Below are 15,609 nucleotides of genomic sequence, written 5' to 3'. Positions count from 1 at the left end.
TTTCTTTTTTCAATATAATATTAGAAGATTTTTCCTTTTTGTTTGTTTCTTCCTTTTTTACCGTTTTTCCAATGCATTTATCAAGGTTTTTCCAGTAATTTCTATCTATATTGCACAATTACAAAAAAGCCCCTCACGAAGTTATGCTTCATGAGAGGCCATTCACTGCTATTAAATTTTATAAGTTCCTCAAAAATACTTTTGTCTCATATGGTTTCATTTCCATGGTCCCCATCACCTGAGCACCTGTATACAGGTCCAGCAACGACTGTTTTAAACAGATCCATACTGGCTCGTGACTATAGTTCAGGACAAATATATATTGTCTGCCATCCTTTTCCCTTACGGCTAATTCTGTCTCCCGGGGTAAATCAAACATATTCTGATAAGGTTCTGCCACACAAAGCTTCCTTAAGAAAACCTCTGCCGTATCCCTTGTAAAAGCTCCCCCAAAATAATAGACCTTACCTTTCCCCCAGTTATTCTTTATTAGTCCTGCTGCCCCCTTATAATAATTAGACTGATAAGTACCCAGTATTTCCGCCTGATTGGTAAGCGGTTCCAGGATATCGTTATAAACCGCTGCTTCTATCAAGCAATCCTCCCAGCCCACCATAACCTTTCCATCTGCTTTCCCGATAAAAGTACCGTCTGTTACGTCCGTTCCCGACAAATCCTGCATAAGCCCGGGAAGATTCTGCATCACACATTTTCCGGTTCTGTCTTTATATCCGGTCCTGCATCCCAGAATCAGGATACCCCCTTCCTGCACATAAGCTTCTAAAAGGGCTTTTCTTTTGTTTGTTATAATAATACCGTGGGGATAGAATAATAGTGGATACTTTAATAGTTCCTGCAAGGATACATCCTCTGTGAGATAGACGTAATCCATCGGCGTATGGGTTAACTGTGCCGCCTCAAAAATTCCCTTCTGACTTACTTTTTCCATACGCTGATGCCATACATCCAGATCTGCATCCCAGACATTATCATAGTCTTTGATTACACCAAAGGATGCCTGATATCTGCTTCCCGCCAGTTCTCCTATTTTCCGAAATTTCCCATGTATCTCCCGTACTTCCTCCAGTCTTCTGTTATCCCGGTTGGCATAATCCAGAATGCCATGCCAATAAATCTCGGTTCCCATAATCGCAGTACGCCAGCGGAAATAGCTGATGTAATCTGCACCATGTGCTACGCTCTGCATAGTCCAAAGTGTCATCTGCCCGGGTTTTGGAGCCGGAGCTTCCATCCGGGTATTCCACCCGTTGGCACCCGACTGCTGTTCCATAATACCAAAGTTTGGGGAAACCGATCTAACTTCTGTCAGATTACGGCTCCATTTCCGGTCATTTAAATCATCTGAATGCAGCGGATCCTCGCACAGGCAGTATGCAAAATTAGGATAGGAATCGTACATATAAAAATCCAGGGATTCCTTTGTCATGCGGTGGTTATCCAGGTGGGAGAACATTCCATTCGTCGTAATGAAATCGGAATCTTTCTTGTACGTCCTTAGAATATCACTCTGCATCTTGGCAAAACGGCAGGCACTGTCTGATATAAATCGGATATAGTCCATTACCTCATGGGGATTTGTGGAATTACTAATGGTGGTACGTGGTACATGGATTTCCTCCCATTCGGTGTATGTCTGATTCCAGAAGACTGTTCCCCATGCGGCATTTAAAGCATCCAGATCTTTATATTTGTTCTTAAGGTATTCCCGGAATGCCAGCGTATCACTTTCAGAATAGAATACGTCTGTCTCACAATTTAATTCATTGTCGATCTGCCAGCCTATGACGGAACTCCTCTTACCATAATGCTGTGCCATTTTTGTTACAATCCGGGCACTGAGCTCCTGATATTTTTTTGAGTTATAATTGTAATGCCGCCTTGCCCCATGACGAAACGGGACTCCATTGATATCACAGTTTAACACTTCCGGATATTTTTGTGTAAGCCATGCCGAAGGGGTTGCTGTGGGCGTCCCCATAATTACCTGCATCTTAGTTTCTTCAGCAATATCTAAAAAATTATCGAAAAATTCATAGGTAAACTGCCCTTCCAAAGGTTCTGCTTTGCTCCAGGCAAACTCTGCAATCCGAATTGTTTCAATACCTGCCTCTTTCATTCTATTCAGGTCATCTTTCCATAGAGACCTGTCCCAATGTTCCGGATAATAGCAGGTACCAAGTGCTAGTTTATCCAGTTTTATACTCTTTTCAATTGTCATAAGACCCTCCACTATATTTCGTTCTCCAACTGCTCATTTAACTTCTTCAGGGACAGGCAGAAAGTAATTTTTGTCCCTTCATCTTTGGCACTTTCTATTTTTAAAGTCCCTTCTGCCCCATAATAAATCTTCAGACGGCGGTATACATTTTTGATTCCAATAGATTCCCTGCCATCATCTCTTTCACACTGCTCATAGGTTCTGCGCACCTCTTCCGGTGTCATTCCAACTCCGTCATCGCTCACGCAAAAAAAGATACCCTGCTCCTGCATTCTGATTTCAATATTCAGATTTCCTTTTCCAAGTTTTGGTTCCAGTCCATGTATAATGGCATTTTCTACCAATGGCTGCAAAATGAAGTTTGGAATGATATAATCCCTTGTCAGGTTATCAATCTGATAAGAGGCTTCTACCTTATCCCCAAAACGGTATTCTTGAATAAACAGATAATTCCGCACACTTTTTAATTCCTCATCAATTGTTATGAAACTATCCTGCTTAATAGTCGCCCGAAGCAGATCCGCCAGGGTAACCGCCATATCGGAGATGTCATTATTTCCTCCGCTTCTTGCCATCCAGCTGATGGTATCCAGGGTATTGTATAGAAAATGGGGATTAATCTGCATTTTAAGAAATTCAATCTCCGCCTGCTTTTGGGATATCTCCATTTTATATACCTTTTCAATCAGGGTTTCTATGTTCTTAGCCATATCATTATAGGTTCTTCCCAGACTTCCGATTTCATCATTGCCCGCAATGTGCACCCGGCCTGAAAAATCCCCCTGTCCCACTGCCGTCATACTTTTGCTCAACTGTCCCAGGGGAAAGGTAATATGCCTGATCATCAAAATAATTGCAACCACAGCCACTACTATGGCCAGCAAAGCTATCCCGCCTGAAAAAAGCGCAAAATACCGGATATCTTTTTGTATTTCTCCAACTGCTACCGTTGTAACCAGCATCCATCCATTGGGCATTTTTTCACCGGTATAAAGGTAGGAATCCACTTCATTGATTTCTGCCCGTGAATCATTTTCCATATTCTGCAGCCTTTCAAGTTCCACCGGAAAATAACTTCCCACATGCTTCCTGTTGTTGGATGCCACTACTATTCCATCTGTATCCACAATGTAAGTACCACTGGTGTACGTATTTGATATATCTTCCAGAATATCGGAGAAATATGCCTCTTCGCAGACGAGATCGATGATTCCAATGGGACGCTGTGTTTTAAAGTCATAAATAGCCCGCTCAATACAGATTCCATTCTGCCCGTCATCTGTCAGTTTCCAGAGGGTGGAGCCCTTCGCATCAAAGACTTCATTTCCGGAGAACATCTGTATGACCTGCTCTCCAACCTGCTTTTGTACCGTAAACGCTTCCTCCGTCAGGGAAATAACGCTCAGGGAAGTTACGTTTTTATTATAGAGGGCATCTCCGATCAGTTCTTCCTCCACTGACCTTTTTACCAGCAGCTTCTCATATTCAGACAGCGTTTTCGTATTGACTATGCCCAATTGCTCCTGAATCTTAGTGTTTTTCAATGTATTAAAAGTAATGGTCTCCATTTCATCAATATTATTTTCCAGGTTATTTGTTGTCTGTCTGGTAATATCCATGATATACTGCCTGGACTTTTCTTTGTAAACCGCTTGGAATACAGCCATTGAAGCAAACGAAATACCTGCGCTGGAAATGATAACCAATACCGAAAATGTCAGAATCAGCTTTTCTTTCAGCCTCATATCCTTGAATCTGTGCTTTCTTTGCATGATTAACCCCATGGCATATTACAGAAAATCTGTAATACTGCTGTACCTCTTATTTTTTCCTGTCCATCATGTCCAGAATTTCTCTGATTGAATAATCCTTTTGTATCCCCGGGTTCTTCCTGTACTCTCCCGGCGTGCTGTCAAATATCCGCTTAAACACCTGACTGAAATAGCGGGAATCATGGAATCCTGTTCTGTCGCAGATCATATTGATTTTCTGTTTATTTTCCTTTAGCAGATACCCCGCATTCATAAGGCGGATACCAGTCAGGATATCCACAAAGGAGTAGCCAGTTTCTCTTTTTATCAACCTTGACAGATAGATCGCGGTGAAATGATACTGTTCAGCCAGTGCATTCAGTGTAATATCTCCGCTGTAATTCTGCGCAATATAAGTCAGCATATCCATAACCTGAGGATTTGCCCCCCGGAAACTGTAAAGTATTTGCTCTGAAGCATCAAAAGCCCCCACCATATCTTCGTGTTCCCGGACTACTTTCCTGGAATATCTTTTTTGTTCCAGAATACTTACGGCACGTCTCACCGAAGCAGCTAATTCATCCGTCTTAATTGGTTTTAATATGTAATCATATACCTGCTGCCTGATTGCTTCCTGTGCATACTGGAAATCACTGAATCCGGTGAGCAGTATTACCATGGTACTCTTCTGGTATTCCCGGATATACCCCGCCAGCTCAAGACCTGACAGCCCAGGCATGCGGATATCACTGATAATAATGTCAATCTCTTCTCTCTCCAGCAATTCTCTGGCATCCTGCCCATTCTGTGCACTTAAGACCTGTTCAAACCCCTCTGCTTTCCAGTCCATGGATAAAATTCCCTGGCGTATAATAAATTCATCATCTGCAACCAGCAGTTTCAATGATATTCCCCCTTTTCCTGTATCCTTCCTCAGCCCTTTACTGCCCCTGCCACCATTCCCTCCATAATATTTCGATGTAATAGAATGTATACAATCACGCTGGGGATAATGGTAATCACAACTGCAGCTATCATCGCTGTATAATCCGTTGCATATTGCCCCTGAAAAGCAGTAAGTCCCACTGGAAGCGTCATTTTTGACTGGTCTGTCAGAAATATCTGAGGAAGCAGAAGATCGTTCCAGATATTGATAAATACAATCACAGCTACCGTCACAACAGAGGATTTGGAGATGGGCATAATGATCTGGTAGAAAATACGGTAGATACTGCACCCATCCATTACTGCTGCTTCTTCAATATCACGGGGAATTGACAGAAAAAATCCGGTTAGTATGAAGATAGCCATTGGAAAGCTGTTGGCTATATGGGGAATAATCACCGAAGCATGGGTGTTCAACAAGTTTACCTTATTAAACATATTAAATAACGGGATAATCGTTGCATATGCAGGTATCATCATACCCAGCAAAAATATATTCATCATTATTCCGGAGAGCTTCCATTTCATCCGTGATATTGCATAGGCAGCCATACAACTTAAGACCGCTCCGGCTAATACCGCTATTACTGCAATTATAACAGAATTTGTAAAATATGTCCCAATCTTTCCATCCACCATCGCAGAAATATAATTCTTAAACCCAAAGGCTTCCGGCATGCCCCAGGGATTGGCAAATAACTCATCATTGGTCTTAAACGAACTGATTAACAGCCATATAATCGGATAAATACAGGTAAGTGTGAATAGCCCCAGCCCTGTATACTTAAATGCGAAAAACATCTTGTCTTTTCCATTTATCCTCATCTTTATTCCTCCTTTCAAAACCATCATGCAACACTAGAGCGTGTTTTAAAATTGCTTTCTGGCAGCTGTGCGTCACAGTTTGTGGGAGATTTGTCCCGAATGAAGGGCACGTAGCGGGCTACGTAACCTGAATTCGGGGCAAATATACCGCAAAGTGGGGCGTGCAGATGGCGGGAATGAATTTAAAAACACGCTCTAGTATTCAACTGGATCCGATTTGAAAATCAAATTCGAAACTGCAACGGCACAGATACATAAAACAAGTAAAATAACACCAATTGCTGCTGAATATCCGTATTTTAATGTCCGAAATCCCTGATAAAACATATAAGTAGACATTAATTCGGTTGCATGGTTTGGGCCTCCGCCGGTCATAACCGCCACCAGATCATAATATTTCAGGGACCCTGTAATAATCAACACTGCATCCACCTTTAATATATTTTTAATGAGTGGAAAAGTAATAGAACAAAATTGTATCCATCTGCTGGCTCCATCGATTTCAGCCGCTTCATACAGGGAACTTGGTATATTTTTCATTGCAGCTATCTGTATAATCATGTGATACCCAACGAACTGCCACATGACAACAATAATAATACAAAACAGTGCAATCCGGGGGTTGGACAGCCATGCCTGCTGAGCATTGCCAAATCCCAGAACTTCAAGGAGTTTATTCAGAAGCCCAAATTCCGAATTATAAATAAAAGACCACATCAGTCCCACTGCCACCCCACATATAACACTGGGCAAAAAGAATACTATTTGGAAAAAATGACTTCCTTTTATCTTTTGAAACAGAATATTTCCAAAAATTAATGCCAGCGGCAGATGGGCAATTAAGGAACCGATTACCATGAAAATATTATTGCGCAGAGCCGTTAAAAAGGTAGAATCTTTAAACAGATTCAAATAATTTTTCAATCCCACAAATTTTCCCGGACTCATCAGATCAGTCTGAAATAAACTGATATAAATATTATAAAATATCGGTATCAGAGAAAATACACCATAGATTAAAAATGCCGGAAGTACAAATACTGCAATACTTTTTTTATTTCCTAAAATTTTGTCCATATTAACAGCCTCCTTAAGCCTGATTAACTGCCGCTTCGACAGAAAGGTTTAAACTTTTAGCGGTCTGCATTTTCTTCTGCAAATGCCTGCAGTTCATCAAATGCTTTTCTTGGATCGGAACCTCCGAATACCGCCAGACACTGATTATTAAATTCCACACCTTCTCCGGCCCCAAAGGCTCTGTCCCACCAGGGTGTGAGACCCTTTGCCTGGTTTGATAAGCTGATAATCTCAGCAACCAGTGGGTCAATCTTAGAATCATCTACTTCTAATTTTAAAGATGGCAGCCTTCCCATCTCATAAAGCAGTTTCTCTTCACTTTGTTTGGAGGTCCAGTATTTCAAAAATGCAACTGCAATCTCCTTGTTGGATGAGGATTCCGCAACGGCAAAGCAGGTATCTACCGATCCAACTGAAATATTATTGAATTGGGAATTCTTTGCCGGGAGTGTAAATGCACCTACACAATCGGTGATGGAACTGGTATTCTTATCCAGAATTGTGGATGCATCCCATGCTCCCTGAAAATACATAGCCGCCTTTCCCTGTTTAAACTGAGACTGTACTTCTTCTGCTGTCATACCAAGCATTCCGTCCTGAAAATATCCCTTATCTATCATACTCTGTACTTCATTGGAAGCTTCCACATGCGCCGGATCATTCCATTTTCTCGTTCCGTCACAGACGCCATCATACAAATCCATTCCTGCTATTCCGTTTGATATCTGCTGCACAAACTGCGCCGGAATCCAGGAATCAGTAGCTGCCAGTATCATTGGCGTAACCTGGTTATTTTTTAAGGTTTCGCATACATCCAGAAATTCTTCATAGGTTTCTGGAACGCTTACCTGATTCTCTTCGAATATCTTTTTATTGTAAAACATGACACAAAAGGACTTCTGGGTTGGTATTGCATATAGTTTTCCATCATAAGTCACCGGATCCAGTACCCCTTCTGCAAAACTGTTCTTCCACTTGTCATCTCCTTCCACCGCTTCCTGAAGGGATGCCACTTTGCCGCCCTCTACAAATGGTTTTAAATAATCCAACTCCCAGGTAAAAAATATATCGGGCACAGAATTAGAAGCCATAAGCGTTGTCAATTTTGTTTTGTACTGTTCGTTCTCATAAAACTCTATATTTACCGTGGCTCCCCACTCATTGTCCTTTGAAAACTCATCAGCAATTTCCTGATACGTCTCCCGATATGCATCAGCTGCGCTTCCAACGCACATAGCTGTCAGCGCCGGTCCATCTCCTGTTTTTACACCTTCTCCCGTATTCCCACTATCCAGGTTTTCTGACATCTCACTTCCCGTTTTGCTGCTCTTCCCATCCGGGGAGACCTGGCTGTCAGCCCCATTGCCTCCGCATCCTGCCAGCATACCTACGGCTGCCATTGCCGCAATCCCTGTAAATATTAAACTCATCCATCTTCTTTTCATACCCTGTCTCTTCCTTTCATAATTCGTTTTTCATTTTCCTTGTTTTAACACATTTTCAGGTTCACCACATCGATTCCTTTTGATATCTGTTTTTGTTTTAAGATAATTTTATTATATATTACATCACATTAACGAAACAGGTAGATGGATAACCAAAAATGTTTAAAATATAAAACAGAGTAGTCTTACCATATCAACCTCTTTACTAAAAAATAAAAAAAGCGGTATGATTAGCTTTCCCAGCCATATCATACCGCAGATCTTTCCTGTTTAAATTTACCAGATAATGTTTCCGAAAAGGTTTCATTTTTCAATCTTCTCAGAAAACAGTTCTCTTTAATTCCCCATTCCAACTATCATACCCAGCACATAAGGCACCAGCCATACCGCCCAGACAAAAATACTGAATTTGTGGAAATTCTCCTGTTTCTGCTCATCCTTTTTCACCAGAACAATCGTTGCCCATACTGCATGGAACAGCATCAGGGCAATTGCCAGAGCGCCTGTAATTCCATGGAGATTTATGCCACCAGTACCTGGCTTACTTCCTGCAATGGTACTCATGATGGTAGTTCCTGTGGTATCAAACACCAGGCCCAGCCAGAATATGATGACATGAGGCTTGCGCAAAACATGTGCCTTTCGCTCTGAAAAAACGCCGATTGTATAAAATATCAGTGCCAGAGTAATCGTAATTATAGCTAAAATTAATTTTACATCCATATGTACTATCTCCTTTATATTCAACTTGAACATTGTTCATTATATGATATAAATTATCATTTGTCAAATCTTTTAGATAAATCCATATTCACTACAATTAAAAATCAGCCGGAGATATCTTCCTCCCAGGCTGATTTTCTTATCTATATTAATTTCGTTATCACACTCTGAAACCCACTCAGAACAACATTGCCTTCCCCGACATTCAATTTCTCATAATTGTTCAAAAGTATTTCTCCAATTTCATCTTCTAACGGCAGCCTGATTTCCCTTGCATTACAATTGTGGATCGCCAGTATCCGTTTTCCTTCATATCTTCTTTCATAAGCAATGATTCCATCCTGGTCTTCATACCGTGGAATGGTATCGCCATAAATAAAAGCTTCTTCAAGATCTTCCCTTTTTCTTAAGGCTATCATCTTTTTGTAATAAGAAAGCAGGGAGTTTTCATCTTTTTTCTGTGCCTCATAATTTATCCTGCGGTAGTTCGGATTTACTTCGAACCATGGAGTTCCCTCCGTAAACCCTGCATTTTTCCTGTCGTTCCACTGCATAGGAGTCCGGCTGTGTTCCCTGCATTCGTTGTTGACTTTTTCCAATGCCTCTTCTTCCGTCATACCTTTTAGCAGGTATCCATTATAATTGTTGAAGGTTGCCAGATCCAGAAACTCGTTAATCGATTTTTTCTGGTAATCCCGCATTCCAATTTCCTGCCCCTGGTATAAAAATACAATTCCTCTCAGGAAAAAGTTTACCGAAGCCAGCAAAGATTCGCTATAGAAACTGATATACTCTTCCGGTATAAACCGCTCCACAGATCTGGAGGTATCGTGATTGTCTGTAAAATTACACATCAGACCATGGCCTTTCGCGTAATCCTGTTTTGCAAACAGCCGCTCTCTCAGTTCATGAACCATTTCTAACGGACGGTCTTTCCATTCTTTATCCTTTACGTGAAACTGCGTATGGCAGAAATCAAAGATCGTGGAAAAATAACCATCGTCTCCGATAAATTCCCCCAGTTCTTCCGGTCTGACATCGTCCACCTCTCCGATTGTCAAAGCATTGTGAGGCTTAAAGGTCTTTTCGTTTAACTCATTCAGAAAGACATTTAGTCCTTTTGCATTGCGGAAATAATCCCAGGCACTGGCAAGCCCGTCCGGTCCATCTGCCGGCTGGTTGACATATGCAAAGTTTTTCTTTAAATGGCTGATTGCATCGATGCGAAATCCCCTAAGTCCCATGTCCAGCCACCGATTTACCATATCGTAGATGATTTCCCTCAGTTTTGGATTTTCCCAATTCAGATCCGGCTGGCCTTTTGTAAAAAGATGCAGATAGTACTTATTGGTATCTCCAATTTTTTCCCAGGCACTGCCGCCAAAAATAGAGCGCCAGTTGTTGGGCGGGTTATCTCCATCCCCTTCTTTTATAATATAATAATCCGCATATTCGCTGTCTGGATCCGCCATTGCTTTTTGAAACCATTCGTGCTGGTCTGACGTATGATTTACCACCAGATCCATCAGTATTTTGATTCCTCTTTTATCTGCTTCCAGTATCAGTTCTTCCATCTCTTCATTTGTTCCAAACATCGGGTCGATCCTGTCGTAATCGGAAATGTCATAACCATGATCCACCATCGGGGATTTGTATATCGGACATAACCAGATTACATTGATCCCCAGATCCTGCAAATCGTCCAAATGCCGGATAACCCCTCTGATATCACCGATTCCATCCCCATTGGTATCTTGAAAGCTCTTTGGATAAATCTGATATCCAATTGTATTATGCCACCACTTTTTAAGCATTTTATCCTCCATCTGCGCATAACTCTGCGCCTAAACTTTGAACTTAAGTGTATCTGCTGATTCATTCCTGCCAATGCATTTAGCCCTTAACTGCTCCGCTGTTGGCGGAATGATAATCCAATGTATGCATCCGCAATGCACTTAGCCCTTAACGGCTCCGCTGGTTACACCCTCCACATAATATTTCTGCATATAGATGAACAGCAGCGAAATAGGAATCGCAATAATCACACACCCAGCAGTAAATACCGTAAACATCGTATTAGAACTTGACTTTGTCATCATCGTGTACAATCCAATCGCAACCGTATAGTTCTCAAGCTTATCCCCCATGATAACCTTGGAGAAAATGAAATCCATCCACGGTGCCATAAATGCAGTAAGTGCCGTATAAACAATCATAGGCTTTGACAATGGAAATATGATCTTGGTAAATACCTGAAACTGGGTTGCCCCATCAATCTTCGCCGATTCATCCAGTGCTTTTGGCATGGTGTCAAAAAATCCTTTTGCCACATAAAAGGTAAGTGCCGCACCGGAAGAATAAATAAGTACCAATGCCAGAAGACTCTGTGTCAGATCCATCGCTTTTAAAATATAATAAACTGCGATCATACTCATAAATGCCGGAAACATATTCAGAACCAGGGCTATTTTCATGATCGGTTTTCTCATGCGGAATCTCAGCCTGGATAATACATATGCCATGGATGTGGTTAAAAATGTACTTAACAGGCAGGATGCCACCGACACGATCAAGGTATTGGAAAACCATCTGAAAAAAGGATATTCACTCATGGTAAAAAGCATTTTATAATTGTTCAGGGTAAATCCCTTTGGTATAAAGTAGGAAACAAATTGTCCGCTCTCCGCTCTGAATGATGTCAGAACGATCCAGATAATGGGGAATATCCAAAGTATACTAAGTGCAATCAGTATGATGTAAGTGATCGTATTGCCTAATTTATTTTTCAGTTTCATTGATACATATCCTCCTTACTGTACGCAGCTGATCTGGTATATGTAATCAGCGAGAATACTGCACATATGACAAAGGTTATGATACCGATGGTAGACGCCAGGTTATAGTCCGCCTTTTCTACCGTCAGTTTATATAACCATGTTACCAGCAGATCCGTATCTCCCGCCGCATAAAAGTTACTGTTAAGCGGTGCTCCTCCGGTCAGCAGGTAAATAACGTTGAAGCTGTTTATATTACCGACAAACTGCTGAATCAGTGAGGGCGTCATAACAAAAAAGATTTGGGGCAGCGTAATCTTTCTGAAAATCTGGAAGGTATTGGCACCATCCATTCTGGCCGCTTCCACCTGATCCTCCGGCAGATTCGTTAAAATACTGGTTACTACAATCAGGGTAAATGGAATGCCGACCCACATATTTACCATAATAACCGAGAATTTTGCTACCAGTGGATCTGTTAAAAATGGAATTGGCTGATCGATCAAACCAATATTCTGCAATAATGTATTCAACGGCCCGGATGCATGAAGCATATTTCTCATAATCAGAAGAGATACAAACTGAGGCACTGCAATTGTGGTTACGAAAATCGTACGGAAAAATTTCTTAAGACGAATACCTTTTTTGTTGATCAAAAGCGCCAGTATAACTCCGCCCAGAAAGTTTGTAACAGTAGCCAAAAGTGCCCAGATCAGTGTCCAAACTAATAGCGGGAAGAAAGTACCGGCAATATTTCCGCCCAGCATAGAACCAAAATTGCTAAATCCAACCCAGCCAAACAAGTTCTTTGGCGGCAGATGATTGTGGTCATAGCTTGTAAATGCCAGTAAAATCATATACATTAGCGGCAAAATAGTGAAAATTAATACAGCAATTGTGGGCAGTCCTAATAATGAAATGTGAAAGCGGCTGTCCAGCAAGGAATGAATATCCTCCGTAAAGGAAGGTATTTTCTTATCTGACGCTTTGAGCATCTGGATATTCCGGGCGCTTTTTATATTTACAAAATAAGCTGCGATAAACAGTGCGATGATGATCACAGTTGCCAGTCCATAAATCATAAACAACATAGAATTATCTCCCTGGACCTGTACCTTAATGCCCAGATTTTCATCCATGACCCACCCCTGCGACTGCACCCCAAGGGTTACCAGTCCGCCAAGGGCAGCTGCCCCATTAAATATCATGTAGAGAAGGAACACTGCTTCTATGGCTAGAAACAGTAAACCTTTTATGATCTGATGATTCATCAGATTGGCACTTCCCATGATAAAATAAGATAAACGAACGGACAGATCCCCGTTTTTAAATCCATTTATATAATTTTTAATTGGATTTCCTCTTCTTTTCTTTTTTGTCTGCATATCCTTATCTCCTCTGAAAAGGCCAGCCATGAATCTTCATGACCGGCCTATGCTTTGACAGATGCGCGCTTACCGAATCTGAAAAATAATTGTGCCGGGTCCCTGCCTGACTTATTAATTGGCAGCAGCGGCACTGGCGGTATCATTTACCAGGGCATCCAGTTTCGTCTGAATATCTGCATCTGATAATTTACCTGCATATGCATCGATAATAATCGGATCCAGAATATCCCAGAAGGAACGCAGTTCAGAAAGTTTTGGCATTAATACGGTATAGTCTTCCTGGGTCATTTCAGAAACAACGCCGGAGATCATGTCATTTTTTACTTCATCTGATTCTCTTAATGCATTATTGCATGGAATATTACCATTTCCTTCAAAACGTGCTTTCTGGCTTTCCTGGTTTGAGAGGAAATCAGCAAGTTCCATTGCATCTAACGGATATTTGGTAGCTGCATTTACAGCCAGTAATTTAACTCCCTGGAAAGAGCGCAGCTGAACGGCACCATCTCCAAAATCAGCAGTTGGGTAAACAGCTACCCCAAGGTTTTCTCCAAGGGCATCTGTAATATCCTTTTTTCCCCAGGGGCCGGTTACCATAGCAGCGATTTCACCGGATTTTAACTTATTCATAGCATCTGCATTGCAGGCAACCACGTTTTTATTATCTTTTAGAGAAGCAATCCATTTTGTTACATTTACACCCTGTTCGGAATTAAAAGTGGTATCTGCAATGTCTTCCCCATTATCTCCGAAAAGCTTACATCCGTTTGCAATATACATCGGTGCTACTGTATAGTTGGTACCTTCTTCCGCTACATTTAATCCGATTTTAGCCTTTGCGGTTATTCCCTCAAATGTTTTCACATCTTCTTCCGTAAGCATGGATTTGTTATAAACCAGATACATTGCTTCTACTGCATACGGGTAGCCATAAACAGTATCTTTATAGGTAGCCGCATCCAACGCTGTCGGCGTATCTTCACTCTTAATTCTGTCTGCATACTTGGTATTTTCGTATAAGGTGCCCGCCTCTACAAGCTGTCCCAGCTGATCATGAGGTAATGCGATTACATCTGCTGCAGCCTCCGGATCTTTCTTCACCTCTTCTTCCGCCTTGCCGCTTTCTGAAAATACAACATCGATGGTATAATTCTTTTCCGGATGAGCTGCTTTAAACTGCTCTACCAGATCCTTGGTAATATCCAGTACATCCTGATCTGCCCACACCTTTAACGTCACGTCCTTACTGTCTGTGCTGACTGCTGATCCTGTACCGGCTGCGGTAGCCGCCTCTGCCGAAGACTTACTGTTGCCTCCGCATCCTGCAAGCAGACCGCCCGCCATCATAACCGATAATGCAAGAGCTGTGAATTTAACTGTTCTTTTCATAATTCCTTACCTTCCTTTTCATTTGGATGTTCTCCTGTTTTCTGAGGTAATTATAACTTTTCATCCGCCTGTTTAAAATGAACTAAATAAACTTTGGTAGTGAACAAAATAAACTTTTCATGGCTGTATGGGGTTTCCCTCCACTTATTGTTCTGTTTCCGGCTGGCCATGACTATTCTTTTATAAACTACATGGACATAGAAAATCAGAATCTACGTAACTTTTTTCAAATGCCATGCCAAATAAATCAACGTAACTTTTTTCAAATGCCATTGACAAAACTAAGACTGACAGCTATAATCAAAACAACATACATGCGTATGTACAGGAGGTGATACTATGCCACGCCATGATCCAGACCAAAAAACAAAGCAGAATATATTGGAAACTGCTATGCGCCTTTTTTCTGAAAGGGGAATGGAGAATGTAAACGTTGAAGATGTTGTAAAGGAGGTCGGTGTTACACGGGGAGCATTTTACCATTATTTCAAATCCCGGGAAGAATTGATTTCAAGTGTTATGTATAAATCTTTTGAATGTGATAACCCTTATCTGCTTGCTGATAAACAGGAAGGACTTAACGCTCTTGAAAAATTTCGCTTTATAGCCAAACTTAGTCTGCGTTCCCATTTGGATGCAAGTGACAGTATGAAAGCACAGATGAAGAAGTTAGCGAACAATCCAGTTGTTTTTAAGAATGAGATGATATTCCAGGTAAATGTTATGGCAACTTATATGGAGAAGTTAGTGATTGAAGGTAACAAAGACGGCTCGATGAATGTGGTCTTTCCAAAACAGACATCACAAACGATTGCATGGCTTGCTGCCTCGTGGCTTAGTCCATACGCATTTGAAGTATCTTATGAGGAATATGTCGATAAAGTTTTGTTCTTTGAGCAACTCTCAACATTGCTGGGCTTTCCTATAATGGATGAGGAAATGAAAGAGATTTATTTAAAACTCGGTAGTTCTGAATTTAAAAAAGAATAAAAGTATAATTTTTAACTGCCTTTCTTTAGGCAGTAAAATTTACAGGTTAAACATACATACGTA

12 protein-coding genes and 2 pseudogenes are annotated in these 15,609 nt (G+C 41.2%); 2 read left to right on the top strand and 12 right to left on the bottom strand.

Features of this window, described 5'->3' with window-relative positions; translation table 11 throughout:
* Positions 1–178 precede the first annotated feature (178 nt).
* From QR40_RS05425 to QR40_RS33015, 5 genes and pseudogenes are all read right to left on the bottom strand, one after another.
* Positions 179–2,239, bottom strand: a complete 2,061-nt coding sequence (locus QR40_RS05425) for a beta-galactosidase (RefSeq protein ID WP_152614171.1) — start codon at positions 2,237–2,239, stop codon at positions 179–181.
* Positions 2,240–2,250: 11 nt separating this feature from the next.
* Positions 2,251–3,984, bottom strand: coding sequence for a cache domain-containing sensor histidine kinase (locus tag QR40_RS05420; protein ID WP_160295775.1), 1,734 nt, complete (start codon positions 3,982–3,984; stop codon positions 2,251–2,253).
* 76 nt (positions 3,985–4,060) lie between these two features.
* Entirely contained in the window at positions 4,061–4,894 is an 834-nt protein-coding gene (locus QR40_RS05415) for a response regulator transcription factor (RefSeq protein WP_044293806.1), read from the bottom strand.
* 29 nt (positions 4,895–4,923) lie between these two features.
* On the bottom strand, positions 4,924–5,760 hold the full coding sequence (locus tag QR40_RS05410) for a carbohydrate ABC transporter permease (RefSeq protein WP_052430710.1): 837 nt from the start codon (positions 5,758–5,760) through the stop codon (positions 4,924–4,926).
* Between the two features lie 23 nt (positions 5,761–5,783).
* A pseudogene (locus QR40_RS33015) lies at positions 5,784–5,879 on the bottom strand (DUF6783 domain-containing protein); the annotation flags it as partial.
* Here QR40_RS33015 and QR40_RS33010 point away from each other — a divergent pair.
* Positions 5,865–5,981: pseudogene (locus QR40_RS33010) on the top strand (DUF6783 domain-containing protein); the annotation flags it as partial. The pseudogenes QR40_RS33015 and QR40_RS33010 overlap by 15 nt on opposite strands.
* Here QR40_RS33010 and QR40_RS05405 read toward each other — a convergent pair.
* From QR40_RS05405 to QR40_RS05375, 7 genes are all read right to left on the bottom strand, one after another.
* Positions 5,956–6,837 (bottom strand): carbohydrate ABC transporter permease, encoded by an 882-nt coding sequence (locus QR40_RS05405; protein WP_044293801.1) that lies wholly within the window; start codon positions 6,835–6,837, stop codon positions 5,956–5,958. The pseudogene QR40_RS33010 and the gene QR40_RS05405 sit on opposite strands and share 26 nt — an antisense overlap.
* A gap of 56 nt (positions 6,838–6,893) precedes the next feature.
* Positions 6,894–8,282: an ABC transporter substrate-binding protein gene (locus QR40_RS05400; RefSeq protein ID WP_044293799.1), complete on the bottom strand. Its 1,389-nt coding sequence runs from the start codon at positions 8,280–8,282 to the stop codon at positions 6,894–6,896.
* Between the two features lie 336 nt (positions 8,283–8,618).
* Positions 8,619–9,005: an HsmA family protein gene (locus tag QR40_RS05395; protein WP_044293798.1), complete on the bottom strand. Its 387-nt coding sequence runs from the start codon at positions 9,003–9,005 to the stop codon at positions 8,619–8,621.
* 143 nt (positions 9,006–9,148) lie between these two features.
* Positions 9,149–10,819 carry an alpha-glucosidase gene (locus QR40_RS05390; RefSeq protein ID WP_044293796.1) on the bottom strand — a complete coding sequence of 557 codons (1,671 nt, stop codon included), beginning with the start codon at positions 10,817–10,819 and terminating at the stop codon, positions 9,149–9,151.
* A 141-nt stretch (positions 10,820–10,960) separates the two neighbouring features.
* The gene (locus QR40_RS05385; protein ID WP_044289682.1) at positions 10,961–11,800 is read right to left on the bottom strand and encodes a sugar ABC transporter permease; all 840 of its coding nucleotides are present in this window, start codon (positions 11,798–11,800) and stop codon (positions 10,961–10,963) included.
* Complete coding sequence (locus QR40_RS05380) at positions 11,797–13,164, bottom strand: carbohydrate ABC transporter permease (protein WP_044293795.1); 1,368 nt, start codon at positions 13,162–13,164, stop codon at positions 11,797–11,799. Before QR40_RS05380 ends, QR40_RS05385 begins: the two co-directional genes overlap by 4 nt.
* Before the next feature lie 114 nt (positions 13,165–13,278).
* Entirely contained in the window at positions 13,279–14,556 is a 1,278-nt protein-coding gene (locus QR40_RS05375; protein ID WP_027296147.1) for an extracellular solute-binding protein, read from the bottom strand.
* Positions 14,557–14,895: 339 nt separating this feature from the next.
* On the opposite strand from QR40_RS05375, the gene QR40_RS05370 reads away from it, so the two are divergent.
* The gene (locus tag QR40_RS05370; protein WP_044293793.1) at positions 14,896–15,546 is read left to right on the top strand and encodes a TetR/AcrR family transcriptional regulator; all 651 of its coding nucleotides are present in this window, start codon (positions 14,896–14,898) and stop codon (positions 15,544–15,546) included.
* Positions 15,547–15,609: the final 63 nt, after the last annotated feature.

Source organism: Robinsoniella peoriensis (assembly GCF_000797495.1).
GTDB classification, from domain to species: domain Bacteria; phylum Bacillota; class Clostridia; order Lachnospirales; family Lachnospiraceae; genus Robinsoniella; species Robinsoniella peoriensis.
This window is presented reverse-complemented; position numbering and strand designations above follow the sequence as displayed.